Here is a 26262-nt window from a genome sequence, read left to right as displayed (position 1 = left end):
CCCCGCTCGGCAGTGCCGCGAGGTGCCGTCGTTCGTCTGCGGCGCCGTCGTGGCCGGTCGCGCCCACGCGGCGGCCGCATGCCGGATACCGCCCCGCGCCCCCTCGGGCGCTACACGCTCAGGGCCGCCTCGGACTCGTCGTCGGGTTCCGTGGCGGCCCTCGCCTGTCCCTCACCGGCCGTCAGCAGCAGGTACACCACCCCGCCCACCGCCCCCGACAGCAGGAAGCTGCAGTCCACCCCGCCGGTCAGGTGCAGCAACGGGCCCTGGTACGACGGCAGGGAGACCGCCAGCAGGCCGACCCCGGCGCCCAGTGCCCAGGAGGCGGTCGCGCGGACGTTCCAGCCCGCCCGGTACCAGTAGATTCCGCCCCGCGAACGGCGGTTGAAGACCTGCAGGGCGTCCGCGTCGTACACACCGCGGCAGCGGGCGAAGCCGATCAGGGTGATGACGGCCCACGGGGTGCCGATCGCGGTGAGCAGCAGCACGAAGGACGTCATCGCCGACTGGGCGTTCCAGGCGTAGTGCCCCACGAAGACGCAGGCCGTGGCGACGACGGCGACCGTGCAGGTGGCCCGCGCCCGTGAGGCCCTGGGCAGGATCGCGTCCAGGTCCAGGCCCATCGAGTACAGCATCAGACCGGCGTTGCCGACCGAGCCGGCCGAGGCGGACAGCAGCAGCGGGATCAGGTACCAGGTGGGGGAGGCCGTGACGAGGGGGCCCGCGTAGTCGGTGGCCGCCTTCGCCGCGTACGCCGTGAAGGTGCCGAACAGCTGCGGCACCAGCAGTCCCAGGAGCAGGCCCAGCCAGGTTCCGTGCAGCACGCGGGGGCCGGAGTGCCGGGACGGCGAGATGTAGCGGGTGTAGTCACCGAGCAGCGTGATGAAGGCGATGGGCCCGGACAGGCCCGCCGCGACGGCGGCCAGGAACCAGGTCGGCCAGAACGAGCCCAGCAGCAGGCCGCCCGCGCCCGGCAGCGCCGCGGTGGTGAAGTGCGGGGCGTAGGCGACGACTCCGAGGGCCAGCAGGGCCGTCATGCCGATGGACAGCACCTTGGACATGCCGAGCAGCACCCGGTAGCCGTAGACCGCGCCCGCGACGGTGGCGGCGGCGAGCACGGCGTAGACCACGGCGTACGACACCCCGTCCGCGGGCAGTGCGACCATCCGGCCGAGCACGCTGATCATCACGTCCCCGCCGATCCACACGGTCAGCGCGGTGTAGCCGAGGGCCAGCAGCAGACCGACGACCGAGCCCACGAGCCGGCCCCGGACGCCGAACTGGGCGCCGGAGGAGGTGGACAGGTTGGTCGCGGTGCGCAGGGAGATCAGGGCCAGCGGGGCCGTCACGGCCGTACCGACGAGCGTGCCCGCCGCGATCGCGCTCACCGACGCCCACCAGCCGAGCCCGAAGGACGGCGGTAGCCAGCCGAAGATGATCACTCCGAGGCAGAGGTTGGAGCCGAGCAGGATCGCAACGAGGTCCCGCGGACCGCTGGTCCGCTCCTCGTCCGGGATGGTGTCGACTCCGCGCTGTTCGATCGGCATGGCGTGGTCTCCTTCGACGGCCACGGGAAAGTTAGAGCGACGTTCAATGTCGGCGACCTGATATCTGATGTCAATGGTTCCCATCCCTGAATCTAAGGTTTAGAGTGACGCTCTAATGCGAGAGGCAAGGTAGGAAGCAAGGAGGTGTCGGGTCGTGCGACTGACCCCCACGGAGCGTGACCGGCTGCTGCTCTTCGGCGCCGCCGAGCTGGCCCGGGCCCGCCGGGCGCGCGGCCTCAGGCTGAACGTGCCCGAGGCCACCGCGCTGATCGCGGACACCGTCTGCGAGGCGGCACGGGACGGCAGGCGGCTCGCCGAGGCCATCGAGGCGGCCCGGTCCGTCCTCGGCCCCGACGACGTGCTGCCGGGCGTCGCGGACGTCGTCACCGAGGTGATGGTCGAGGCCGTCTTCGACGACGGCTCGCGGCTCGCGGTGGTCTCCGACCCGATCGCGGGCGGCGGCCTCGGCGAGCGGGGTCCGGGCGCGCTGCTGCCCGGACCCGGACACGCCGACCCCGCGCCGGCCGTGCGCCTCACCGTCACCAACACCGCGAGCGTGCCGGTCTCCGTCACCTCCCACTTCCACTTCTTCGAGGCCAACCCGCGCCTGGACTTCGACCGCGCGCGGGCCTACGGCATGCGGCTCGCCGTCCCCGCCGGGTCCTCGGTGCGGTTCGGGCCGGGCGAGAGCGAGGAGGTCGGGCTCGTGCCCATCGGCGGCGACCGGATCGCGATCGGCTTCGCCGGACTGGTCGACGGGCCGCTGGACGCGCCCGGCGCCCGGCAGGAGGCGCTGCGCAGGGCCGCCGCCTGCGGATACCTGGGGGCGACGACGGACGGAGGCGAGGAACGATGAGCCGCTCGAAGGGACGCGAGGTGAGCCGGGCGGTCCACGTCGACCCGCACGCCTACGCCGCCACCCACGGCCCCCGCGCCGGCGACCGGATCCGCCTCGGCGACTCCGGGCTGACCGTCCGCGTCGAGTCCGACTCCCAGGCCTACGGCGACGAGTTCCTGGCCGGCTTCGGCAAGACCGCCCGCGACGGACTGCACCTGAAGGCCGCCGCCGTCCGCGACACCTGCGACGTCGTGATCAGCAACGTCGTCGTGATCGACGCCGTGCAGGGCATCCGCAAGATGTCCATCGGCATCCGCGAGGGGCGCATCTGCGCGATCGGCCGGGCCGGCAACCCCGACACCCTCGACGGCGTGGACGTCGTCGTCGGCACCGGGACGTCGATCGTCTCCGGGGAGGGGCTGATCGCCACCGCCGGTGCCGTCGACACGCATGTCCACCTGCTGTCGCCGCGCATCATGGAGGCCTCCCTCGCCTCCGGCGTGACCACGATCATCGGGCAGGAGTTCGGCCCGGTGTGGGGCGTCGGCGTCAACTCGCCCTGGGCGCTGCGCCACGCCTTCAACGCCTTCGACGCCTGGCCGGTCAACATCGGCTTCCTGGGCCGGGGTTCCTCCTCGTCCGCCGCCCCGCTGACCGAGGCCCTGGCCGAGGGCGGCGCCTCGGGCTTCAAGGTGCACGAGGACATGGGCGCCCACACCCGCGCCCTGGACACCGCCCTGCGCGTCGCCGAGGAACACGACGTGCAAGTGGCCCTGCACAGCGACGGGTTGAACGAATGCCTGTCGGTCGAGGACACCCTGCGGGTGCTGGAGGGCCGGACGATCCACGCCTTCCACATCGAGGGCTGCGGCGGCGGACACGTCCCCAACGTGCTGAAGATGGCCGGCGTCCCGAACGTCATCGGCTCCTCCACCAACCCCACCCTGCCCTTCGGCCGGGACGCGGTCGCCGAGCACTACGGCATGATCGTCTCCGTCCACGACCTCAAGCCCGACCTGCCCGGCGACGCGGCCATGGCCCGCGACCGCATCCGGGCCGGCACGATGGGCGCCGAAGACGTGCTGCACGACCTGGGCGCGATCGGCATCACCTCCTCCGACGCCCAGGGCATGGGCCGCGCCGGGGAGACCGTGCGCCGCACGTTCGCCATGGCCGGCAAGATGAAGGCCGAGCTGGGCCCGCTGCAGGGCGACGGCGAGGGCGACGACAACGCCCGCGTCCTGCGCTACATGGCCAAGCTGACCATCAACCCGGCCATCGCCCACGGCCTCTCCCACGAGGTCGGCTCCATCGAGGTCGGCAAGCTCGCCGACATCGTCCTGTGGCGCCCCGAGTACTTCGGCGCCAAGCCGCAGCTGGTGCTCAAGTCCGGCTTCCCGGCCTACGGCGTCGTCGGCGATCCCAACGCCGCCACGGACACCTGCGAACCCCTCGTGCTCGGGCCGCAGTTCGGCGCGTACGGCGCGACCCCCGCCGACCTCTCGGTCGCGTTCGTCGCCCGCGCCGCCGCCGAGCAGGGAGGCGACCGGATGCCCACCCGCCGCCGCCGGGTCGCCGTGCGCGGCACGCGCGGGATCGGCCCGGCCGACCTGTGCCTCAACGCCCGGATCGGGGCGGTCGACGTCGACCGGCGCACCGGCCTGGTCACCCTCGACGGCGACCCGCTCAGCTCGCGGCCCGCCGACTCGGTCTCCCTCAACCGCCTCTACTTCCTGTGAAGGACCCCCGCATGAACACCCCCGCCGCCGACGGCTTCCGCATGCCCGCCGAGTGGACGCCGCACGAGCGCACCTGGATGGCGTGGCCGGGCCCCAACCCCACCTTCGAGGACCCGGACGACCTCGCCGCCTCGCGCGCCGCCTGGGCGTCGGTCGCCCGCGCGGTCCGCCGCTTCGAGCCGGTGACGGTCGTGTGCGGCCCCGGCCAGTCCGCCGAGGCGCGCGCCCTGCTCGGCCCGGACGTCGACACCGTCGAGCGGGACCTGGACGACGCCTGGATGCGCGACATCGGCCCGACCTTCCTCACCGACGGCCGTGGCCAACTGGCCGCCGTCGACTGGACGTTCAACGGCTGGGGGGCCCAGGACTGGGCCCGCTGGGAGCACGACGCCAAGATCGCCGCGTACGTGTCCGACCTCGCGGGCGCGAGGACGTACGCCTCGCAGCTCGTCAACGAGGGCGGCGCGGTCCACGTCGACGGCGAGGGCACCGTGCTGCTCACCGAGACCGTGCAGCTCGGCCCGGAGCGCAACCCGCACTGGTCGAAGGAGGAGGTCGAGGCCGAGATCCACGCCCACCTCGGCACCAGCAAGGCCATCTGGCTGCCGCGCGGCCTGACCGGCGACTACCCGCCCCACGGCTTCGGCACCCTCGGCCACGTCGACATCGTCGCCGCCTTCGCCCGGCCCGGCGTCGTCGTGGCGCACTCCCAGCCCGACCCGGCCCACCCCGACCACGAGGTCACCCGGGAGGTCATCGGCATCCTGCGCTCCCAGACGGACGCCCGGGGCCGCGCCCTGGAGGTCGTGGAGGTGCCCGCGCCGACCGTCCTGGAGGCCGACGGCCACTGGGCCGACTACTCCTACATCAACCACTACCTGTGCAACGGCGGCGTGGTGCTGTGCGGCTTCGACGACCCGCGCGACGAGCCGGCCGCCGGGATCTTCCGCCGCCTCTTCCCCGAGCGGACGGTGACCCTGGTGGACGCGCGTACGATCTTCGCGGGTGGCGGCGGCATCCACTGCATCACCCAGCAGCAGCCGAAGGTATGAGCGTGTAGGAGAGACCGATGGCCGGTGCGGCACGGGCGCGCAGGAACGCGCCGCCGCGCGAGGAGGTGCTCGCCGCCGCCATGGGCATGATCGCCGAACGCGGTCTGGAGAAGCTCACCATGGCGGCGCTCGGCCGCGAGGTCGGGATGAGCAGCGGCCATCTCCTCTACTACTTCCGCTCCAAGGACGAGCTGCTGCTCCAGGCCCTGGAGTGGAGCGAGGGCCGGCTGGGCGCCGAGCGCGGCCGCCTCCTCACCCGGCCCGGCACCGCGCGCGAACGTCTGGCGGCCTACGTCGACCTCTACGTCCCCGACGGCCACCGCGACCCCCACTGGACACTGTGGCTGGAGGTCTGGAACCGCTCGCAGAACGCCGACGAGGACGCGCGCGCCCGCCAGGCCGCGATCGAGGGGGCGTGGCACCGCGATCTGGTCGCGCTGATCGCCGAGGGCATCTCGCGGGAGGAGTTCCGCCCGGTGGACGCCGACCGCTTCGCGGCGCGGCTGCGCGCGCTGCTGGACGGCTTCTCCATCCACGTCGCGATCGGCCTGCGGGGCACGGACCGCGAGCAGGTCCTCGCCCACGTACGGGAGTTCATCGAGGACGCCCTCGTGGCCTGATCACCCCTTCGCACCCCACCGGCCCGCTCCGCACGCTCTCGCCCACCTTCGCCTCCGGCGGGGACCGGGAGGAGCCACCACGCCGCCGCGACGGACGGGACCGCGCCCAGGGCCATCGCGGCGAGGCGGGTCGTGAGCAGGCTCGCCGCGTCCTGGCCGAAGTGGCCGAGGAGCGTACCGCCGCCGCCGTGCTGGGGGCACCACGTCGGGTTCGGGGCGCCCGGGGCCGTAGTGGTCGGCGAGGGCCTGGACGAGCCGGACCCGCCGTCATGGTCACCAGTGCTTCGTACGCATTGCGTATGAGTTTTGAGCGCACATGCTGACAGGAAAGCGAAGTTCGGTGCGAGCTACTAAGCTTTGCGTACGATCTGCGCCATGGATCATCTCTCCGACGCCGCACGTCTCCGGCGTGCCGTCGTCCGGCTCAACCGGCGGCTGCGACAGGAGCGCGGGGAGGGCGGCCTCAGTCCGAACCAGCTCGCCGTGCTCGGCCACCTGGACCGCTACGGCCCGGCGACCCCCGGCGAGATCGCGGCGGCCGAGCGGCAGCGGCCCCAGTCGCTCACCCGGGTCCACACGGAACTCGAGGCCGAGGGGCTGATCGTCCGGGAGCGGGGTACCGACGACCGGCGCCAGTCCGTGCTCTCGCTCACCGGGCCCGGCCGATGCGCACTGGAGCGGGACTTGGCCGAGCGGGACGCCTGGCTCGCCGGGGCGCTGGGCACGCTCGGCGAGACCGAGCGCGGGGTGCTGATGCTGGCGGCGGCCGTCATGGAACGGCTGGGGGAGTCGGCCGGGGACACCCCTGGTCGCGCGTCCTAGCAGTGGCCGCTCGAACCGCTGCCCCACTCGTGGTGCCAGTACCAGTTGTTGTCCGTGTAGGCGCCGTAGACGAAGCCCTGGCCGATGTGGTAGCCGTAGCTGCCGGAGTAGGTGCCCTCCACGCGGTACCAGAGTCGCCCTGGTTGTTGATGTCGTCGCCCGTGACCCAGCACTCGATGTCGATCTCGTCCGGGGAGCCGGCGACCGACCACAGATCACCGGCGACCTTGGAACTGCCGGCGTGCGGCTGGGAGTAGACGCCCACCCCGTGACCGCTCGCGTAGTAGGGGAAGCTGTACCAGTAGGCGTCGGCGGACGCGGTGCCCGCCGCCAGGCCGAGCCCGCCCGCCGCCATCGCCACCGCGGCCACCGCGGTCGCGCAGCGCCGCCTGATCGTGCCGATGCCCTTGGCCATGTCGATTCTCCATCCCGTCGAACCGTTGCTCGCGCGCGGCGGTTGGCCGCAGGGAGATGGTGGCCGCCGGGATCGGGCGGGTGCGAGCTGTTCGGCCAGGACCAAATAGCTTGCGCGAGCGCCCCGCAGCCGTACGGAGCGCGTGGCACGCCCTCTCAGAACCCCCCGCCGAAGTCGCCCCCGCCGTCCGACCCCCCTCCGCCGAAGTCGCCGCCGCCGTCCCCGAAGCCGCCCCCGAAGTCACCGGGGTCGAAGTCGGTGCCGGAGACGTCGCCGCCCTGGAAGCCGCCGCCGAAGTCGCCGTAGCCGGGGCCGAAGTCGCCGTAGCCGGTGCCGTAGTCGGCCGCGTACGACGGGGCGGCCATCATGCTGCCGAGCAGGGTGCCGACGAGCAGGCCGGGCAGGATGCCGCCGCCGAAGTATCCGCCCGCCCAGGGGCCGTAGGCGGGGCCCGCGTCCCAGTAGGGGCGGCGGCCGTACTCCGTATCGACCTCGCGGATCACCGGGTCGCGGCCGTCGGCCAGCCGGGTGGCGTCGGCCGCGCAGACCGGGACCTGGCGCGGGGCGCCACCGGGCGGGGTCCAGGTGGCGTCGGCCACCGAGGGGCCGTGGCGCGGGTCGAAGAAGCAGGGCGGCCGGCGCTCCGGCAGCGGGCGGCCCTCGCGGCGGGCGGCGAGCCGGGACAGGGAGAACCGTCCGTCCTCCAGCGCCTCCGTCACCGTGCGGACGTCCTCGGGCCGCCGCGCCTCGGCCATCCGCTGCTTGGCGGTCTCGTAGGCGTCCAGCGCGCGCTCGTAGTCGGCGCGCATCGCGTCGTCGGCGCCGGGTTCGCCCGGTCGGAAGTCGAGGCGGTCCAGCTCCTCTCCGAAGGCGGTGATGTCCTCGTCGACGACCACCCGCAGCCGTTCGAGTGCCGCCCGCTGCTCGTCCTCGCGCCGCCGCCGGCCGCGCCGCACCAGCGCGTACGCCCCGGCGCCTCCGGCCACGAGCACGGCACCCGTGATGAGCACCGCCGCAGCGGACACCCCGTCGTCCGAGCCGCCCCAGCTCTTCGGCGCGTGGCCGCGGGCCGTGGCCAGGGCGCGGTCGGTGAAGTCGCTCAGCTGGGTCTTCGCCGGTTCGCCCTGGACGCTGCGCACCAGGTTCCGCCGGGCCGTCGCCGGCATGACGGAGGAGTCGGCGCGGGCGTCGAAGCGGTCGCCGAGGCGGATGCCGTACAGGCCGGTGATGCCGGTGGCGGCGCGCAGGTCGGCGAACAGGCCGGTCGTCGGATAGCCGGCCGGGAGCACCGCGACGAACACCGGCTTGTCCGCGTCCTCGATCCGCTTCGCGAGGGCGTCGGCGTCCGCCTTCGGCAGCTGGGCGGCGGCCGCCGGGTCGACGTAGACAGGGCTCGAACGCAGGGAACGGGCGATCACGGAGACGCTCGTGTCCGCGCTCGCCCGGGGTGCGAACGGGGTCGCCAGGACCAGGAGGAGGGCGGCCAGCAGCAGGGCGGGGACGGCCCGCGGCGGGGCGGGCAGGCTGCGGGACCAGGGGACGGCCTTCATGGTTCGAAGCTACCCGAATCATCAGTAAATCCGGCATATCGCGGGGCGGTGGGGAACGATGACGGTATGACCACACCGCGGGATCTGTTCCTCGTCAGCCTGGACGTGCCCGGCGAGCACCCCGTCGAGCCGGGAGATCTGTCCCTGGCGCTCGCGGGCGCCGAGCTGATCGACCTGCTCGGCGCCCGGGCGCTCACCCTGGACGGCGCGCGCATCGTGCCCGGACCACCGCTGACCCTGGGCGACCGGATGCTGGACGAGGCCCGGACGGCGCTGCGGCGGCAGGAGCCGTACGAGACGGTCGAGGACTGGCTGTGGCGCCGGGGCGAGGGGCTGGCCACGGCCTACGGCGACGTCCTGGACGCCGAGGGGCAGCTCGCCGGGAAGCCGCACCGCTGGCCGCACCGGGCCGCCAAGGCCGCCGCGGCCGAGACCCCGGCCCGGCGGCACGCCGCCGACCGCTGGTGGTCGCGCGAGCCGGTCCTCGCCGGGCTCGCCGCCACCCTGGGCATCCAGGACGAGCGGCCGCCCGAGGAGGAACCCGGCGAGGAGGCCGTCGTCACCGTGCTGGTCGCGGTCGGCGACGCGGTGACCGAGCTGGCGGCGGTACGCGAGCGGCGGCGCATCGAGAACGTGGCCTTCGACAACATCTGGCGCGCGCCGTGACGCTCCTCTCCGGGAGGCGCCCTACCGGGCCGGCTCCACCCCGGCCCGCAGCAGGCCGTACGCGTACGCGTCCTCCAGGGCCTGCCACGAGGCGGCGATGACGTTGTCCGCCACGCCGACCGTGGACCACTCGCCGCTGCCGTCGGAGGTGGAGATCAGCACGCGGGTCGTGGAGGACGTGCCGTGCTTGCCCTCCAGGATGCGGACCTTGTAGTCGACCAGCTCCAGCGCGGCGAGCTGGGGGTAGATCTTCTCCAGGGCGACGCGCAGCGCGCGGTCGAGGGCGTTGACCGGGCCGTTTCCCTCCGCCGTGGCGACGATCCGCTCCTTCTTGGCCCACAGCTTGACCGTGGCCTCGTTGGCGTGGGTGCCGTCGGGGCGGTCCTCGACGATGGCCCGCCAGGACTCGACGTCGAAGTACTTCAGCGGGCGGCCCTCGACCTCCCCGCGCAGCAGCAGCTCGAAGCTCGCGTCCGCCGCCTCGTACGTGTAGCCCTTGAGCTCGCGCTCCTTCACCCGCCCGACCACCCGGCCGACCAGCTCGCGGTCGCCGCCGAGGTCGATGCCCAGCTCCTTGCCCTTCAGCTCGATCGAGGCGCGGCCCGCCATGTCGGAGACCAGCATCCGCATCGTGTTGCCGACCAGCTCGGGGTCGATGTGCTGGTACAGGTCCGGGTCGACCTTGATCGCGGAGGCGTGCAGGCCGGCCTTGTGGGCGAAGGCCGACACCCCCACGTACGGCTGGTGCGTCGACGGCGTGAGGTTGACGACCTCGGCGATGGCGTGGGAGATCCGGGTCGTCTCACGGAGCCTGCCGTCGGGCAGTACCTTCTTGCCGTACTTCAGCTCAAGGGCGGCGACGACGGGGAAGAGGTTGGCGTTGCCGACGCGCTCGCCGTAGCCGTTGGCCGTGCACTGGACGTGGGTGGCGCCCGCGTCCACGGCGGCCAGGGTGTTGGCGACCGCGCAGCCGGTGTCGTCCTGGGCGTGGATGCCGAGCCGGGCGCCGGTGTCGGCGAGGACGGTGGAGACGACCGCGTGGATCTGGGCGGGGAGCATGCCGCCGTTGGTGTCGCACAGGACCACGACGTCGGCGCCGGCCTCCGCGGCCGCCCGCACGACCGCCTTCGCGTACTCCGGGTTGGCGCGGTAGCCGTCGAAGAAGTGCTCGCAGTCCACGAACACCCGGCGGCCCTGCTCGCGCAGGTGGGAGACGGTGTCACGGACCATCTCCAGGTTCTCGTCCAGGGTGGTGCGCAGCGCCAGTTCCACGTGCCGGTCGTGCGACTTGGCGACCAGCGTGATCACCGGGGCGCCGGAGTCGAGCAGGGCCTTGACCTGGGGGTCCTCGGCGGCCCGGCTGCCTGCGCGGCGGGTGGCGCCGAAAGCGACCAACCGGGCGTGCCGGAAGTCGATCTCGGCAAGGGCGCGGGCGAAGAACTCGGTGTCCCGGGGGTTCGCGCCGGGCCAGCCGCCCTCGATGAAGCCGACGCCGAAGTCGTCCAGGTGCCGTGCGATGGCGAGCTTGTCCGCGACGGTGAGGTTGATGCCCTCGCGCTGCGCGCCGTCGCGCAGCGTGGTGTCGAAGACGTGGAACGAGTCGTCCAGCTCGTTGGTTGCCGTCTCGGTCATGGTGTCAAGGCTCCTGTTGTGGATCTTCGGTCTTACCGGAAGGACCGGCTCCACCGTCCCCCCAATGGTCCCTCGCGCTCCGCTCCCGGCTGAAGGTGGGCCGGAAAACGAAAAAACCCCTCGCGGGTGCGAGAGGTCTGCGCGCGGGTCGAGGACGACGGTGGCCACCCGCACCCGTTCGTACGAGTGGTCACTGCGGACCGGCGCGCCTGCTGCCAATAATCATGGCGAACGAGAGCACGGGGGCAGTCTGGCACAGCCCCGCGCCGGGCTCACCGCCCGTCTCAGGATGCGGTCGTCACACTGGACTCGCCGGAACCCCGGGCGGCCTTCACCCGGGTCAGGTCCAGGTCCCTGGTCTCCCGCATGGCGAGGTAGACCACGAGGGACACGGCGGCGCAGCCGGCCACGTACCAGTAGAAGCCGGACTCGATCCCGCCCTTCTTGAACCACAGCGCGACGTACTCCGCCGTACCGCCGAAGAGGGCGTTGGCGATCGCGTAGGGCAGGGCCACGCCGAGGGCGCGGATGCCGGTCGGGAACAGCTCGGCCTTCACGCAGGCGTTGATCGAGGTGTACCCGGTGACGACGATCAGCGCGAGCAGGGCGAGACCGAGGGCGGGCCAGTAGCCGTTCGCGTGCCTGAGCAGGGTCATGATCGGCACGGTGAGGAAGGTGGAGCCGACCGCGAAGGTGATCAGCAGCGGACGGCGCCCGATCCGGTCGGACAGCCGGCCCGCGAGCGGCTGCAGGCAGGCGAAGACGATCAGCGCCGTGAACGAGACGAGCGTGGCCGTCTGCTTGGACAGCCCGGCCGAGTTGGACAGGTACTTCGTCAGATAGGTGGTGTACGTGTAGTACGCCACGGTGCCGCCCATGGTGAGGGCGATGACGAGGAACGCCTCCCGCCGGTGCTGCCACAGGGCGCGCAGGGTGCCGCGCTCGGCGGCGTGCGAGTCGTCCTCCTCGTAGACCTCGGTCTCCAGCATGCTGCGGCGCAGGTAGAACACGACCGCCGCGCCGAGGGCGCCGACGACGAACGGGATGCGCCAGCCGTAACTGTGCAGCGCGGAGTCGGACATGGTGCGTTGCAGGACGATCTGGAGCCCCAGGCCGACGATCTGGCCGGCGGTCATGGAGACGTACTGGAAGCTGGAGGCGAAGCCGCGGTTCCCCGGGTCCGAGGCCTCCGTCAGATAGGTGGCGCTGGCCGCGTACTCGCCGCCGACCGACAGGCCTTGCAACAGGCGGGCGACGAGCAGCACGAACGCGCCGCCGTACCCGGCGACCGCATAGGTCGGGGCGAGGGCTATGAGGATCGCCGAGGCCGACATGAGCGTGACGGTCAGGGTCAGCGCCGCCTTGCGCCCCCTGCGGTCGCCGACCCTGCCGAGCAGCCAGCCGCCCACGGGCCGCATGAAGAACCCGACGGCGAAGATGCCGGCGGTGTTCATGAGCTGGGCGGTGGGGTTGCCGCTCGGGAAGAAGGCGCCGGCGAAGTAGGTGGCGAAGCTCGCGTACACGAACCAGTCGAACCACTCGACCATGTTGCCCGCCGAGCCGACCCAGATCTTCTTCCAGTGGTGTCGTTCCATGGGCCGTTACCTGCCCGGCCGTTGATCAAACGATTCCTTTGCCCGTCCCTTCACCCGAACGAGCGGGCGAAGACGTCCGGCACGCCGTTCGTGTCCTCGGGGACCAGGGCGGCGGCGGAGGTGAAGACGACGGTAGGTCCGTGCCGGGTGACGGCGCCGGGTACGGCACTGGCGGCCGCGGCCGCGGCGGCCACCGTCCGCTGCCGGCCGGTGCGGGTGTCGGCGAGGCGCAGGGCGCCGGTGGCGTCCCGCAGCAGGACGTACCGGCCGGTGGCGTCGAGGGCGACGGCCGTGGAGCCGGCGGGCCCGGCGGGCACGGCGCGGCCGGTGCGGGTGTCGGCGAGGTAGGGCCGCGCGGTGGAACCCGGCTGCCCGGTCGCGGAGTTGAACAGCACGTGCCGTCCGTCGGCCGAGATGTCGACGAGGTCGGGGTCACCGCCGTCGGGGGTGTCCAGGCGCCGGCTCGTGCCGGTGGTCCGGTCCGTGACGTAGAGGGTGGTGGCGCGCAGGCCGTCGAGGGTGACGGAGGCGACGTGGCGGCCGTCGGCACTGAGCCGGGCGCCGATGAGGTTGCCGGGGTCCGCGACCGGGTCCGCCAGGGTGTCGGTGCCGGTCCTCAGGTCCCGGACCATCAGGTGGACGGCGAAGGCGTCGCCGTCGCGGTTGCCGATGGTGTAGGCGGCGTAACGGCCGTCGGCGCTCAGCCCTTTGAGGTCGGCGCGCTCGTACCAGTGGTCCTTCGGCGGGTGCGCCGGCCAGATCTCCTGGAGCCGGCCGGTCCGGCGGTCGTAGACCACGGGGCGGAAGTGGTGGTAGTGCCCCTTGGTGTAGCCGACCTCGGTGCCGTCGGCGCTGATCATCGGGCCGTAGTCCTCGACGTCGGCGCTGGGCACCCGGACGGTCTTTCCGGTGCGCAGGTCCTTGACGAAGACGCACCAGCCGTAGGGGGTCGGACAGCCGTCGACGGGGCCCTTGGTCCCGTAGGCGGCGTAGCGTCCGTCGGCGCTGACGGTGCCCAGGTCGGAGGCGGTGGCGGACTGCATGCCGCTCAGGGTGGTGCTGACGCGCGTGACGCCGTGGCGCGGCGCGGCGACGGACTGCGGCGCGACCGCCAGCCCGAGCACCGTGGCCGCCGCCACCAGCACCGTTCTGCTGCTCTTCCCCATGCCGACCCCCTGGACGCGTCTGCCCCCGCCCGGCGCCGAGGGCCCACCGGGATGCAATCCCACGGCGCGAGCCGGGTCAATCGGACAGAACGCGTACAACCTGGGCGGGAGTTCGGGCGTCGCGCCTCCCCGGGCTCACGCGTTCCTGACCGCCGAGACGTCGAAGTTCAGCTTGATCTTGTCGGAGACGAGGACGCCTCCGGTCTCCAGGGCCGCGTTCCAGGTCAGGCCCCATTCCGAGCGCAGGATCTCCGCCCTGCCCTCGAAGCCGACGCGCTCGTTGCCGAAGGGGTCCTTCGCGGCGCCGTTGAACTCCAGGTCGATGGTGAGCGGCCGGGTCACGCCGAGGAGGGAGAGGTCGCCGGTGACGCGGTACTCGCCGCCGCCCAGGGACTCCGCCTTGGTGGAGCGGAAGGTCATGTCCGGAAACTCGTCGATCCTGAAGAAGTCGGAGGACTTCAGGTGCCCGTCGCGGTCGGCGTTGCCGGTGTCGATGCTCGCCATCCGGACGTCGAGGGTGGCGGTGGACCTCGACGGGTCCGCGCCGTCCAGGTGCAGGCTGCCGGTGAAGTCCTGGAAGGTGCCCTTGACGTTGGTGACCATGGCGTGCCGGGCGGTGAAGCCGATCGTGGTGTGCGCGGGGTCGATCGTGTAGTCACCGGAGAGCGCGGTGAGGTCGGGGCCCGCGCCGGGGGCGGCCTGCGGGGTGGTCTCGGGGGTGGTGTCCTTGCGGCCGAAGATGCCCATGTCCTGCTCCAGGGGGTTTCTGTTGAACATTAAACGAATCTGACGTCTCCGACGGTAGACCCATTCAGTTCGACTTTCAACATCATCCGGGGTGTGTTCTCGCCGTCGCGGTGAGTGATACCGTCCGCACCCCTGGTGCGGCCCGGCGGGAAGCGGCACCAGCTGCGTGCGCCACGGGTGAGCGGCCGCGACCGCGGCCGCTCGCCGAGCCGGAAAGGGGCGGCGGTGGGAGGTGCGGTGGGAGATCCCGCGGGGCTCACCCGGCGCGCGGCGCTGCGGGCCGCCGCCCTCGCCCCGGCGCTGGCTGCAGGCGTTCCGGCCCCGCCCGCCGCGGCAGGCGCCGACCCCTACGACGCCCTGCGCCGCCGCTGGCTCGACATCGCCCTCGGGACCGGATACGACCCCGGCGCCGAGCCCTACGCCTCCCGGCTCGCCCAACTCGGCGCCCTGGCGCGGGACGTCACCGGCACCATGGCACCGGCCCCCGACTCCCTGTGGCCCGGCCACCCCTTCGACCCGCCGTCCGGCATCACCTACAGCTACGGCCGGCTGTGGACCATGGCCCAGGCCTGGATCCAGCCCGGTACCGGCGCCACCGGCGACCCCGCGCTCCTCGCCGCCGTCCTGCGCGGCCTCGACCACCTCTCCGCCCGCGTCTACAACCCCTCGACCAGCCGCTACGGCAACTGGTGGGAGTGGCAGATCGGCAGCCCCCGGCTGCTCATGGACATCACGGCCACGCTCCACGACCGGCTCGGCGCCGACCGGATCGCCGCCGCCTGCGCGGCCGTGGACCATTTCATCCCGGACGCCATGCTCACGGACTACTCCGGCACCTCCACCGGCGCCAACCGCGTCGACCTGTGCCGTTCCGTGGTCCTGCGCGGCATCCTCGGGCGGGACGGCGCCAGGATCGCCCTCGCCCGCGACGCCCTCTCGCCCGTCTTCCCGTACGTCGCCCAGGGGGACGGGCTCTACGCCGACGGCTCCTTCGTCCAGCACACCTGGGTCGCCTACTCGGGGACGTACGGCCAGGTCCTGCTCGACGGCCTCGGGCGGCTGTTCGCGCTGTTCGCCGGGTCTCCCTGGGACGTCACCGACCCCGCCCGGCGACACGTCGTGGACGCCGTCGAGCAGGCCTTCGCGCCCCTCGTCCACGACGGCCTGGTCGTGGACGGCGTCAACGGCCGTGCCATCAGCCGGGGTTACCTGCTCGGCGACGACCTCCGCCTCATGCGCGGCGACCACTTCCACGGGCAGGCGCTCATCGGCTCCATCGCGCTGCTCGCGGCCGGGGCGGGGCGGGAGTGGCGGGAGAAGTGGTACGGGCTGGTGAAGGGATGGATCGAGCGGGACACGGTGACCCCGGTCCTGACGGGTGGTCAGTTCGGTGTCGCCGATCTCGCCCGGCTGCACACCATCGCCGCCTCACCCGTCCCCGCGGCCGCCGAACCGCTCGGTCACCGGCTCTTCCCGGCCATGGACCGCGCCGTCCACCGCGGCCCGCGCTTCACCGCCGCGCTGTCCATGGCCAGCGACCGCATCGCCCACTACGAGTGCGGCAACGGCGAGAACCCGCGCGGCTGGCACACCGGTTCGGGGATGCTGTACTGGTGGCCGGCAGGCCGCGGCGACCAGTACACGGACTGGTACTGGCCGACCGTCGACTGGTACCGGCTGCCCGGCACCACCGTCTCCACCAGGCGGCTCGCCGACCGCGCCGGCGGAGAGTGGGGCGCGCCCAAGCCGGACGCGCGCTGGGTCGGCGGGACGACGGACGGCACGTACGCGGCCGTGGGCCAGCACCTCAAGGGCCTCGGCTCCACCCTTGAGGCCCGCAAGTCCTGGTTCTTCCTCGACGACGCCGTCCTCTGCCTCGGCGCCGGGATCACCTGCGCCGACGGCGTCCCGGTCGAGACGGTCGTGGACAACCGCAACCTGGGCGAGGGCGGCACCGCGGCCTTCGTACGCGGCCGGAACTGGGCGCACCTCGACGGGCACGGCGGCTGGATCCTGCCGCACGGGGGTGAACTGCGCACCCTCCGCGAGGACCGCACCGGCGCCTGGTCCGACATCAACACGGGGAGTACGGCCGAGCGGCGCACCCGGCGCTGGCAGACCCTCTGGCTCGACCACGGCACCGACCCGGCGGACGCCGGCTACGTCTACGTCCTGCTGCCGGGCGCCTCCCGCGCCGAGACCGCCGCCCGGGCCGCCGGCCGCCACCGGATGCGCGTCCTCGCCAACGACCCCGGCCGCCAGGCGGTCGCCGTGCCCCGGCTGGGGCTGACCGGGGCGAACTTCTGGCGGGCGGGTACGGTGGACGACCTCGCCGTCTCCGCGGGGGCGAGCGTGCTCGTCGTCCGGCGGGGCCGCACGGCCGCGGTGCACATCGGCGAGCCGCCGCGCACGGGCAAGCCGCTGGAGCTGGTCTGGGACCGTCCGGTGCGGGCCGTGAGGCGAGCGGGCGACGGCGTGGAGGTGCTCGCCGCGGACCGCTGTCTGAGGCTGCGTGTCACTCCAGGGATGGCATGTGCCGACCGCGTATGTGAGGTGGCTCTCAGGTGACCGCTTTGTGGCGTCCCCACAACCAAGGCGCCCTCTGAGCAGTCGGAACGGCTGCACGCGCCCACGGTTCTGTTCACTGGTACCAGGAAAACGGGCCGGAGACTGTACGGAGTCAACGGCTCGCTTTCCTTGGTGTCCTTCGTAAGGTCGCTACATGACCGTTTTGGAAGAGACGACGGGTGAGCCGACCGGCGAGCCGACGGACGCGCGCGGACGGGTCGCCGAGCTGCACGAGATTCGTGCCAGGGCCGTGGCGGGCCCCAGCGAGAAGGCGACGGCGGCGCAGCACGCCAAGGGCAAGCTGACGGCCCGGGAGCGGATCGAGCTGCTCCTGGACCCGGGTTCCTTCCAGGAGGTCGAGCAGCTGCGCCGGCACCGCGCCCAGGGCTTCGGCCTGGAGGCGAAGAAGCCGTACACCGACGGTGTGATCACCGGCTGGGGTACGGTCGAGGGCCGTACGGTCTTCGTCTACGCGCACGACTTCCGGATCTTCGGCGGCGCGCTCGGCGAGGCCCACGCCACCAAGATCCACAAGATCATGGACATGGCCATCGCGGCCGGCGCGCCCCTGGTGTCGTTGAACGACGGCGCGGGCGCCCGTATCCAGGAGGGCGTCAGCGCGCTCGCCGGGTACGGCGGCATCTTCCAGCGCAACACCAAGGCGTCCGGCGTCATCCCGCAGATCAGCGTGATGCTCGGCCCGTGCGCGGGCGGCGCCGCCTACAGCCCGGCCCTGACGGACTTCGTCTTCATGGTCCGCGAGACCTCGCAGATGTTCATCACCGGCCCCGACGTCGTCAAGGCCGTCACCGGCGAGGAGATCACCCAGAACGGCCTGGGCGGCGCGGACGTGCACGCCGAGACCTCCGGCGTGTGCCACTTCGCGTACGACGACGAGGAGACCTGCATCGCCGAGGTCCGCTACCTCCTCTCGCTGCTCCCGCAGAACAACCGCGAGAACCCCCCGCGCGTCGAGTCCTCCGACCCGGTCGACCGCCGTGGCGACGTGCTCCTCGACCTGGTGCCGGCGGACGGCAACCGGCCGTACGACATGGCCAAGGTCATCGAGGAGATCGTCGACGACGGCGAGTACCTGGAGGTCCACGAGCGCTGGGCCCGCAACATCATCTGCGCGATGGCCCGCATGGACGGCCAGGTCGTCGGCATCATCGCCAACCAGCCGCAGGTCCTCGCGGGCGTCCTGGACATCGAGGCCAGCGAAAAAGCTGCGCGCTTCGTCCAGATGTGCGACGCTTTCAACATCCCGATCATCACCCTTCTGGACGTGCCGGGATTCCTCCCCGGCGTCGACCAGGAGCACGGCGGGATCATCCGCCACGGCGCGAAGCTGCTGTACGCCTACTGCAACGCCACCGTGCCGAGGATCTCGCTCATCCTGCGCAAGGCGTACGGAGGTGCCTACATCGTCATGGACTCCCAGTCGATCGGCGCCGACCTGACCTACGCCTGGCCGACGAACGAGATCGCCGTGATGGGTGCCGAGGGCGCCGCCAACGTCATCTTCCGCCGCCAGATCGCGGAGGCCCAGGACCCCGAGGCCATGCGGGCGCGGATGGTCAAGGAGTACAAGTCCGAGCTGATGCACCCGTACTACGCGGCCGAACGCGGCCTCGTGGACGACGTCATCGACCCGGTCGAAACCCGCGAGGTCCTGGTCAAGTCCCTGGCGATGCTCCAGTCCAAGCACGCCGACCTGCCTTCCCGCAAGCACGGCAACCCGCCGCAGTAACCGAGCGGACCCGCCGCGGCAACCCCGCGGACCCCTCTTCCACGGAGACTGACACCCATGAGCACTCCTGACATCCGCGTCGAGAAGGGCCACGCCGAGCCCGAGGAAGTCGCCGCCATCACGGCCGTCCTGATGGCCCGCGCGGCCGCCCGCACCTCCCCGGCCCCGACCCACCGCGCCCGCCGCAAGGCCGCCTGGCGCCGCCTGGACCGCGAGGGCGGCTTCAGGGCGCCGCACAGCTGGCACTGAACCCCGCGCACCGTCGGGCCGCGGCCCCGCTCTCCTTTCGAGAGCGGGGCCGCGATCGGTTCCGGGGCCGACCGCCGGGTGCCGACGTAGAACCAGATGTACTCACGGCGACGGAGCCGGAGGCTCCGCGCATGCACGACGGGGAGCCGGACGAACGTCGTTTCCCGGCCGTCGGGCCAATCCTCCGACGACCGTTCGGGACCGCGCGGCCTCGCGGTGCCAGGAGACCCGGGCGTCTTCGATGGTGATCTCACAGTCGGGATCCCGCCCGACCCGGTAGCACCGGTTCGGGCTCATCACCATCGGACCCGCGTCGGTCCTGAGGACGATTTCGGGCGCCGGCGGCACCCCGGGCCGCGCTTCCATGGCCGGGATTCTGCCTCTGGCCGGCAGCGGTCACCGGTGCCGCACGCACGGGAAAGGGGCCCTCTCCGGGAGAAAGGGCCCCTGGCAAAACGAGCGTTGGCTAGCGAAGCCGTGCCATCAGCGCGTGCTCGACCAGCGTGATCAGCGCACTCTTGGCGTCCGCGCGGTGGCGGGCGTCGGTGGTGATGATCGGGGTGTCGGGGCCGATCTGGAGGGCTTCGCGGACCTCGTCGGGGCTGTAGGGCTGGTTGCCGTCGAAGCCGTTGAGGGCGATGACGAAGGGCAGGCCGGAGTTCTCGAAGTAGTCGACGGCGGGGAAGCAGTCGGCGAGGCGCCGGGTGTCCACGAGCACGATCGCGCCGATCGCGCCGCGTACCAGGTCGTCCCACATGAACCAGAAGCGGTCCTGGCCGGGGGTGCCGAACAGGTACAGGATGAGGTCCTGGTCGAGGGTGATGCGGCCGAAGTCCATGGCCACCGTGGTGGTGGTCTTGTCTCCGGTGTGGGTGAGGTCGTCGATTCCGGCCGAAGCGGACGTCATGACGGCCTCTGTGCGCAGCGGGTTGATCTCCGAGACGGCGCCGACGAACGTGGTCTTGCCCACGCCGAAGCCGCCCGCCACCACGATCTTCGCGGAGGTGGTGGAGCGGGAAGGACCGCCGCTAGAGCTTGCGAAGTCCACTGAGCACCCTTTCGAGCAGTGTCACGTCTGGCTGGCCACCGGCGTTCTCGTCGCCGCCGGGCTGATGGATGGCGACCAGGCCCGCCTCCGCCAAGTCGGCGACGAGGATCCTGGCCACGCCGAGAGGGATCGTCAGGAGCGCGGAGATCTCGGCGACCGACTTGATTTCTCGGCAGAGGTTGCAGATCCGCTGATGCTCGGGCAGCTGGCCCTGCATCTGGTGCGGCTGCGCGGTGGTGTGCACCAGTGCCTCGATGGCGAGCTGGTAGCGCGGGCGGGTCCGGCCGCCGGTCATGGCGTACGGACGCACCAGGGGGTTGTTGGACGCCGAGGCCGGCGCCGGCTCGGGGCGGCGCTGCGGCTGTACCGGCTGGATGCGCGGCGCCGGGGGCTGGTCGTACGGCGACGGGCCGGGGCCCTGCGGCGCGTACGGCTGCCGGTGGCTCGGGGCGGAGGGGAAGTTGTACCGGTTCGCCGAGCCGTCGCCCTGGCCCTGGGCAGGCCCGTACGACCAGTTGCCCGCATGCGAACCGCCTGGGGGTGTTGCCACTTTCTCCTCCTCCGACTGTGCCGGGCACCCATCACTGTGGAGCCGCGTCCCGAAACCTTACGGCCCCGGGACGCGAATACGCACCGTCCGCCTGTTAGTTGAGAAGGCTCCCCTGGAGCTCCGCACGCAGATCCGGGGTCAGGACCGTGCCCGCACGGTCCACCAGAAGGGCCATCTCGTACCCGATGAGACCGATGTCCGCTTCCGGGTGGGCCAGAACCGCGAGGGACGAGCCGTCGGAGATGGACATGATGAAGAGGAATCCCCTCTCCATCTCCACAACCGTCTGGTTCACACTGCCCCCCTCGAAGATGCGGGAGGCGCCTGCCGTCAGTGACGTCAGACCGGAGGCGACGGCCGCGAGCTGGTCGGCGCGGTCGCGGGGGAAGCCTTCGGACATCGCCAGAAGGAGTCCGTCGGCGGAGACCACCACCGTGTGGGACACCCCCGGGGTGTTGTCCACGAAGTTGGTGATCAACCAGTTCAGGTTCTGTGCCGCCTGGCTCATCGGGCTCACACTAACGCTCCTGGTTGTAGGTGCTGTCAGGACCGAAGCCCTGGCCGTTCGTTTCACTGCCTGCGCTGCGTCCGCGCTGGACGCCCCGGCGCAGGTTGCTCAGCCTGCCCCGGACGTCCTCCGGGGCGCGGGAGACCTGTGGGCCCCCCTGAGGGGTGGATTCGGCGGAACCCTCGACCAGGTTGGCCTTGGGCACCCGCCGGGGCAGACCGGAGGCGGTGACCCCGCCCGCCTTCGGCTTCCGGAGCTGCGCGGCCTGCTGCCACCGCTCGTCGTTCGCCGAACGCCAGCTACTGTCGCCGCCCGCTCCCGGAGCGCCGCCCGGTGCGGGAGCCGGCGCTTCCTGCGGCACACGCGCCGTACCGTTCGCGGCAGCCGAGCCGCCTGCGCCGCTCGCGGTGGAACCGCGGCGGGGCAGCCCGGCGTCGGTCAGCTCGTGGGCGGCGGGAGAGGCCGGTCCCGGACGGTCGAAGCCTACGCGGTTCCGCTCACTCGCGTCAGCGGCCTGCGAGGATTCCGTTTCCGGAGCGTACTGGGCCGGATAGCCGTTCTGGTAGCCGTCCTGCTGGGGCCAGTCGTCCTGGTAGGAGTGGGCCGGAGCCGGCTCGGTGTACGCCGGGTCCGGGTAGCCGCCGTTCGCGGGGAAGCCCTCGCCCTGCGACAGGCCGCCGTTGGGCGCGAAGTACTGCTCCTCGTACGACCCGGTTCGCTGCTCCTCGTACGAGGTCTGCCGCTGCTCCTCGTACGCCTGCTCCTGGTAGGCCTGCTGCGCCGGCTCCGCCTGGAACGCCTGGTCCTGCCCGAACGCCTGCTGCTGCGGCAGGTCCTGGTAGGCGGGCCGGCCGTCGAACAGCGGGTCGGCGTAGGCGGCGGACGCCTCCGGCTCCGGCTGCGCGTGCTGCCCGTGCCGCGGCTGCTGTTCCTGCTGCGGCTCGGCCTGCTGCTGCCCGTGGCTCTGGGCCTCCAGAGCGGCGCGGCGCTCCTCGCGCATCAGCGAGCGGCCGACCGGGTCCAGCTCGCGGATGTCGTCCGGGACCTGCGGGTACTGGCTGTCGTCGAAGCCCAGCTCGGCGGCGGTGCGCATCGGCTGCGGCTGGTTGAAGCTCTCGCCCCGGAACTGCTGCTCCGGGATGATCTGCGAGACCGTGAACTCCTCGCGGTCCAGCGGCGCCTCGCCGCCGCCGCCGTGCGTGATCGCGTCCGGCAGCATGACCAGGGAGGTCGTACCGGCCTGCTCGCCCGAGGGGCGCAGCTGGACGCGGATGCCGTGCCGGTCGGACAGCCGGCCGACCACGAACAGGCCCATGCGCTGGGAGATCGCGGCGTCCACGGTCGGCGGGTTGGCCAGCTTGTGGTTGATGTCCGCGAAGTCCTCGGCCGTCAGGCCGATGCCCTTGTCGTGGATCTCGATCATGATGCGGCCGTCGGGGAGACGGGTCGCGGTGACGCGGACCTTGGTCTGCGGGGAGGAGAACGTCGTCGCGTTCTCCAGCAGCTCGGCGAGCAGGTGCACGAGGTCGGTGACCGCGCGGCCGTGGATCTCGGCCTCCGGTACCCCGGACAGCTCGATGCGCTCGTACTGCTCCACCTCGGAGGAGGCGGCGCGCAGCACGTCGACCAGGGGGACCGGCTGGTCCCAGCGGCGGCCGGGCTCCTCGCCCGCGAGGACCAGGAGGTTCTCGCCGTTGCGGCGCATACGGGTGGCCAGGTGGTCCAGCTTGAAGAGGTTCTCCAGCTGGTCCGGGTCGGCCTCGTTGTTCTCCAGGTCGGTGATCAGGGTCAGCTGGCCCTCGATCAGCGACTGGTTGCGGCGCGAGAGGTTGGTGAAGATCGCGTTGATGTTGCCCCGCAGCAGGGCCTGCTCGGAGGCGAGCCGGACGGCCTCGCGGTGGACCTGGTCGAAGGCGCGGGCGACCTCGCCGATCTCGTCCTTGGTGTTGATCGGGATCGGGGCGACCCGGGTGTCGACCCGGCCGGGGTCGGTGCGGGAGAGCTGGTCGACCAGCATCGGCAGGCGCTGCTCGGCGATGCCGAAGGCGGCGTTGCGCAGCTGGCGCATCGAGCGGCTCATCTGGCGGGCCACGCTGGCGGCCAGGATGAAGGCCAGCAGCAGGGCGACCACGACGACGGCACCGGTGATGAACGCCGAGTTCTTGGCGTCGTCGGCGATCGACGAGGCCTCGCTCACGGCCTTGTCGGCCATGCCCGTCTCGATGTCGCGGTACGCGTTGAACTTGAGCGTGTTGACCGCCCACCAGTTCTCCGCCGTGATGCCCCTCTGGGCCAGCTCGGCACGCGCGGCCGGATCGGTGGAGCTGATCGTGGCGAGCGCCGTGACCATCTTCTGCGGGTCGGACGGCGGCGCGACGTAGTTCGGGTCCTTGGCCTTGGCCTGCTGCGCCATCGCCGCGGCCTTGGTCTGGATGTCCTTCTTCTCCGCGTCCAGCTTGTCGGCGTCGGCCTGGGTGCCACCGCCGATGTACTCCTCGACGGCGATGCCCTCGAGGTAGGCGTAGGAGGACAGGGCGACGCGCTGGCTGGCCAGGTTGCCGGCGTCGGGGCCGGGCTTGACCAGGATGTGCGTGCCGATCGAGCGCTCCAGCGACAGGGCCGCCTTGGTGAGCGAGATGGCGTAGACGGTACGGCCGTAGGAGGTGATGTTGCCGGTGCCCAGACCCAGCTCGTTGGCGAACTCCATCAGCGGGTGGGCGACCTTGACGTAGCCCTCCTCGGTCTGCACGGCGGGGAACTTGGAGGTGTACGCGCCCGCGCGCAGCGTCTGCAGATAGGGCTCGGCCTCGCGGAACAGCTTCAGCCGGCGCTCCAGGCCGGACTTGTGCGGCATGTTCTTCGCGGCCTGGTCGAAGGCGTCGGCCGCCTGGTCGGTCGCGCCGCGGGCCGCCGTGACCGTCTGCTTGTCCTGGGCGGTCTCCAGCTTGCCCTTCAGCAGGGGAGCGGCGCTGACGTCCCGCTCGTTGTAGAGGGCGTCGGCGTAGGCCAGGGAGGCACGCACCAGACGGGCGGTGTTCTCGGCGTCACGGGCCTGCTGCCAGGTGTCGATCGAGTTCTTCACCTGGAAGCCGCCCATGACGAGACCGACCGCCACGGGTATCAGCAGGATCGCGTTGAGTCGGGTGGGCACCCGCCAGTTGCGCGGCGAGAAACGGCCCCCGCTCGGCGCCTGAGGTGCCGCCGGTTCCGCGCCGGTGACGGGGGTGGGCGCCGCAGCGCGCGGCGGCGGGGTGAAGTTGCCCCGTGCCGACGGCTCGGGACCGTTCTTGCTTCGCCTCACTCGACCAACAACCTCTCGGCGATCAGCACCTACGTCGTGCCGCAGAGTCTCTCAGAGCCCGGTTCGTCATCGACACTGAGTACGTCTTTGACTATTGGGCAGTTCAGGCATTCCAGCACGTGGACCAGTGCTCTTCCAAACAGCGGAAACCGCTGAGGAGGGCGGAAGTATGCGCCAGATAAAACGGTCATAAAGAGCGAGCCCCGCCAAAAGGCGGGGCGTTCGTGAGCGCAGCGGTACAGGGCGACTGCGTCGCGTGGTGATGCCCGGGGATTCCTCTGCCGAACTGTTATGAACACCGGAGCCGACCGTGTCAAAGGCCACAGTCGGCTCCGGATCGCTCTCGGGCCCGGTTACGACAACTGCCGTACGGCACGTCGTACTTGACCATGTATGCGTGGGCTGACGTGCGCGCGGGCTACCGCAGGCGCGCCATCAGCGCGTGCTCGACCAGCGTGATCAGCGCACTCTTGGCGTCCGCGCGGTGGCGGGCGTCGGTCGTGATGATCGGGGTGTCGGGCCCGATCTGCAGGGCCTCGCGCACCTCCTCGGGCTGGTACGGCTGCTGGCCGTCGAAGCCGTTGAGCGCGACGACGAAGGGCAGGCCGGAGTTCTCGAAGTAGTCGACGGCCGGGAAGCAGTCGGCGAGGCGCCGGGTGTCCACGAGCACCACCGCGCCGATCGCGCCGCGTACCAGGTCGTCCCACATGAACCAGAAGCGGTCCTGGCCCGGCGTACCGAAGAGGTAGAGGATCAGGTCCTGGTCGAGGGTGATGCGGCCGAAGTCCATGGCCACCGTGGTGGTGGTCTTGTCCCCGGTGTGGGTGAGGTCGTCGATCCCGGCCGAAGCGGACGTCATGACGGCCTCTGTGCGCAGCGGGTTGATCTCCGATACGGCGCCGACGAACGTGGTCTTGCCCACGCCGAAGCCGCCCGCCACCACGATCTTCGCCGAGGTGGTGGCCCGGCCCGCGTCAGAGCTTGCGAAGTCCACTGAGCACCCTTTCGAGCAGCGTCACGTCCGGAGCGCCGCCGTTGTTCTCGTCGCCACCTGGCTGGTGGATGGCGACCAGGCCGGCCTCGGCGAGGTCGGCGACCAGGATCCGGGCCACCCCGAGCGGCATGGCCAGCAGCGCGGAGACCTCCGCGACCGACTTGACCTCACGGCACAGGTGGCAGATGCGCTGGTGCTCCGGGAGCAGCCCCATGAGCGCTGCCGGGTCGGCCGTGGTGCTGATCAGCGCCTCTATGGCGAGCTGATAGCGCGGCCGCGTCCGGCCGCCGGTCATCGCGTACGGACGGACCAGCGGCTGGTCGCCCTCGTCCCCGTACGGTTCCGCGTACGGATCGTGATGGGCGGTGGGCGGGGTCATGAATCCTCCGGGCGGGACAGCAAGTCGGTCAGTCGTGCCGTCTGACGGGGCCGGTGGGGGGATTGTGGCGGCCGGACGGTGGTTTGGTGAGGTGGGTGGTGCCGGGGGCGGTCAGTGCAGCAGACTGCCTTGGAGTTCGGCGCGCAGGTCCGGGGTGAGTACCGCCCCTGCGCGGTCGACGAGCAGGGCCATCTCGTAGCCGACGAGACCGATGTCGCACTCGGGGTGGGCCAGGACCGCGAGGGACGACCCGTCCGAGACGGACATCAGGAACAGGAACCCCCGCTCCATCTCGACGACCGTCTGCGCCACGGTGCCGCCCTCGAAGATCCGGGACGCCCCGGCGGTCAGCGAGGTCAGCCCGGAGGCGACGGCCGCGAGCTGGTCGGCGCGGTCCCGGGGGAAGCCTTCGGACATCGCCAGCAGAAGGCCGTCGGCGGAGACCACCACCGTGTGCGACACCCCGGGGGTGTTGTCCACGAAGTTGGTGATCAACCAGTTCAGGTTCTGTGCCGCCTGGCTCATC

23 protein-coding genes are annotated in these 26262 nt (G+C 71.9%); 9 read left to right on the top strand and 14 right to left on the bottom strand.

What is annotated here, in order from left to right; all coding sequences use genetic code 11:
- Window positions 1-110 precede the first annotated feature (110 nt).
- Complete coding sequence (locus tag ACZ60X_RS21215; RefSeq protein ID WP_469600542.1) at window positions 111-1547, bottom strand: cytosine permease; 1437 nt, start codon at window positions 1545-1547, stop codon at window positions 111-113.
- Between the two features lie 154 nt (window positions 1548-1701).
- On the opposite strand from ACZ60X_RS21215, the gene ureA reads away from it, so the two are divergent.
- From ureA to ACZ60X_RS21190, 5 genes are all read left to right on the top strand, one after another.
- Complete coding sequence (gene ureA, locus ACZ60X_RS21210; protein WP_469600539.1) at window positions 1702-2403, top strand: urease subunit gamma; 702 nt, start codon at window positions 1702-1704, stop codon at window positions 2401-2403.
- Window positions 2400-4124, top strand: coding sequence for an urease subunit alpha (locus tag ACZ60X_RS21205; protein WP_469600537.1), 1725 nt, complete (start codon window positions 2400-2402; stop codon window positions 4122-4124). The genes ureA and ACZ60X_RS21205 overlap by 4 nt, the downstream gene beginning before the upstream one ends.
- Before the next feature lie 11 nt (window positions 4125-4135).
- Window positions 4136-5176: an agmatine deiminase family protein gene (locus tag ACZ60X_RS21200; RefSeq protein WP_469600535.1), complete on the top strand. Its 1041-nt coding sequence runs from the start codon at window positions 4136-4138 to the stop codon at window positions 5174-5176.
- A gap of 17 nt (window positions 5177-5193) precedes the next feature.
- Window positions 5194-5796: a TetR/AcrR family transcriptional regulator gene (locus tag ACZ60X_RS21195; protein ID WP_469600532.1), complete on the top strand. Its 603-nt coding sequence runs from the start codon at window positions 5194-5196 to the stop codon at window positions 5794-5796.
- A 375-nt stretch (window positions 5797-6171) separates the two neighbouring features.
- The gene (locus ACZ60X_RS21190) at window positions 6172-6618 is read left to right on the top strand and encodes a MarR family winged helix-turn-helix transcriptional regulator (protein WP_469600530.1); all 447 of its coding nucleotides are present in this window, start codon (window positions 6172-6174) and stop codon (window positions 6616-6618) included.
- Here ACZ60X_RS21190 and ACZ60X_RS21185 read toward each other — a convergent pair.
- Both ACZ60X_RS21185 and ACZ60X_RS21180 read right to left on the bottom strand, forming a co-directional pair.
- Window positions 6615-6740 carry a hypothetical protein gene (locus ACZ60X_RS21185; RefSeq protein ID WP_469600527.1) on the bottom strand — a complete coding sequence of 42 codons (126 nt, stop codon included), beginning with the start codon at window positions 6738-6740 and terminating at the stop codon, window positions 6615-6617. The two genes, ACZ60X_RS21190 and ACZ60X_RS21185, sit on opposite strands and share 4 nt — an antisense overlap.
- A 448-nt stretch (window positions 6741-7188) precedes the next feature.
- Window positions 7189-8583 (bottom strand): hypothetical protein, encoded by a 1395-nt coding sequence (locus ACZ60X_RS21180; protein ID WP_469600524.1) that lies wholly within the window; start codon window positions 8581-8583, stop codon window positions 7189-7191.
- A 66-nt stretch (window positions 8584-8649) separates the two neighbouring features.
- On the opposite strand from ACZ60X_RS21180, the gene ACZ60X_RS21175 reads away from it, so the two are divergent.
- Window positions 8650-9249, top strand: coding sequence for a GPP34 family phosphoprotein (locus tag ACZ60X_RS21175; RefSeq protein WP_469600522.1), 600 nt, complete (start codon window positions 8650-8652; stop codon window positions 9247-9249).
- Between the two features lie 21 nt (window positions 9250-9270).
- Here ACZ60X_RS21175 and cimA read toward each other — a convergent pair whose 3' ends face one another.
- From cimA to ACZ60X_RS21155, 4 genes are all read right to left on the bottom strand, one after another.
- Entirely contained in the window at window positions 9271-10881 is a 1611-nt protein-coding gene (gene cimA, locus ACZ60X_RS21170) for a citramalate synthase (protein ID WP_469600520.1), read from the bottom strand.
- Window positions 10882-11165: 284 nt separating this feature from the next.
- Window positions 11166-12476 carry an MFS transporter gene (locus ACZ60X_RS21165; protein ID WP_469600516.1) on the bottom strand — a complete coding sequence of 437 codons (1311 nt, stop codon included), beginning with the start codon at window positions 12474-12476 and terminating at the stop codon, window positions 11166-11168.
- A gap of 50 nt (window positions 12477-12526) precedes the next feature.
- The gene (locus tag ACZ60X_RS21160) at window positions 12527-13642 is read right to left on the bottom strand and encodes a TolB family protein (protein WP_469600513.1); all 1116 of its coding nucleotides are present in this window, start codon (window positions 13640-13642) and stop codon (window positions 12527-12529) included.
- A 135-nt stretch (window positions 13643-13777) separates the two neighbouring features.
- Window positions 13778-14389 carry a YceI family protein gene (locus ACZ60X_RS21155; RefSeq protein WP_469600755.1) on the bottom strand — a complete coding sequence of 204 codons (612 nt, stop codon included), beginning with the start codon at window positions 14387-14389 and terminating at the stop codon, window positions 13778-13780.
- 237 nt (window positions 14390-14626) lie between these two features.
- On the opposite strand from ACZ60X_RS21155, the gene ACZ60X_RS21150 reads away from it, so the two are divergent.
- The 3 genes from ACZ60X_RS21150 (at window position 14627) to ACZ60X_RS21140 (ending at window position 18956) form a co-directional block, all read left to right on the top strand.
- Window positions 14627-16957: a polysaccharide lyase 8 family protein gene (locus ACZ60X_RS21150; protein ID WP_469600511.1), complete on the top strand. Its 2331-nt coding sequence runs from the start codon at window positions 14627-14629 to the stop codon at window positions 16955-16957.
- Between the two features lie 154 nt (window positions 16958-17111).
- The gene (locus ACZ60X_RS21145; RefSeq protein WP_469600508.1) at window positions 17112-18707 is read left to right on the top strand and encodes an acyl-CoA carboxylase subunit beta; all 1596 of its coding nucleotides are present in this window, start codon (window positions 17112-17114) and stop codon (window positions 18705-18707) included.
- Window positions 18708-18764: 57 nt separating this feature from the next.
- Entirely contained in the window at window positions 18765-18956 is a 192-nt protein-coding gene (locus ACZ60X_RS21140) for an acyl-CoA carboxylase subunit epsilon (RefSeq protein ID WP_469600504.1), read from the top strand.
- 466 nt (window positions 18957-19422) lie between these two features.
- Here the strand turns inward: ACZ60X_RS21140 and ACZ60X_RS21135 are convergent, their stop codons facing one another.
- The 7 genes from ACZ60X_RS21135 to ACZ60X_RS21105 all read right to left on the bottom strand — a co-directional run bounded on the left by ACZ60X_RS21135 (window position 19423) and on the right by ACZ60X_RS21105 (window position 26261).
- Complete coding sequence (locus tag ACZ60X_RS21135) at window positions 19423-20004, bottom strand: GTP-binding protein (RefSeq protein ID WP_029183992.1); 582 nt, start codon at window positions 20002-20004, stop codon at window positions 19423-19425.
- A complete protein-coding gene (locus ACZ60X_RS21130; RefSeq protein WP_469600501.1) occupies window positions 19985-20554 on the bottom strand; it encodes a DUF742 domain-containing protein in 570 nt (189 codons plus the stop codon). The genes ACZ60X_RS21135 and ACZ60X_RS21130 overlap by 20 nt, the downstream gene beginning before the upstream one ends.
- A 94-nt stretch (window positions 20555-20648) precedes the next feature.
- Window positions 20649-21062, bottom strand: coding sequence for a roadblock/LC7 domain-containing protein (locus ACZ60X_RS21125; RefSeq protein ID WP_004983065.1), 414 nt, complete (start codon window positions 21060-21062; stop codon window positions 20649-20651).
- A gap of 10 nt (window positions 21063-21072) precedes the next feature.
- Window positions 21073-24363: a sensor histidine kinase gene (locus ACZ60X_RS21120; protein WP_469600499.1), complete on the bottom strand. Its 3291-nt coding sequence runs from the start codon at window positions 24361-24363 to the stop codon at window positions 21073-21075.
- A gap of 418 nt (window positions 24364-24781) precedes the next feature.
- Window positions 24782-25357: a GTP-binding protein gene (locus ACZ60X_RS21115; RefSeq protein WP_067004841.1), complete on the bottom strand. Its 576-nt coding sequence runs from the start codon at window positions 25355-25357 to the stop codon at window positions 24782-24784.
- Window positions 25338-25736, bottom strand: a complete 399-nt coding sequence (locus ACZ60X_RS21110) for a DUF742 domain-containing protein (protein ID WP_009190816.1) — start codon at window positions 25734-25736, stop codon at window positions 25338-25340. Before ACZ60X_RS21110 ends, ACZ60X_RS21115 begins: the two co-directional genes overlap by 20 nt.
- Before the next feature lie 111 nt (window positions 25737-25847).
- Window positions 25848-26261, bottom strand: coding sequence for a roadblock/LC7 domain-containing protein (locus tag ACZ60X_RS21105; RefSeq protein ID WP_023546525.1), 414 nt, complete (start codon window positions 26259-26261; stop codon window positions 25848-25850).
- Window position 26262: the final 1 nt, after the last annotated feature.

This window comes from Streptomyces sp. NPDC104106, assembly GCF_055584345.1.
This window is presented reverse-complemented; position numbering and strand designations above follow the sequence as displayed.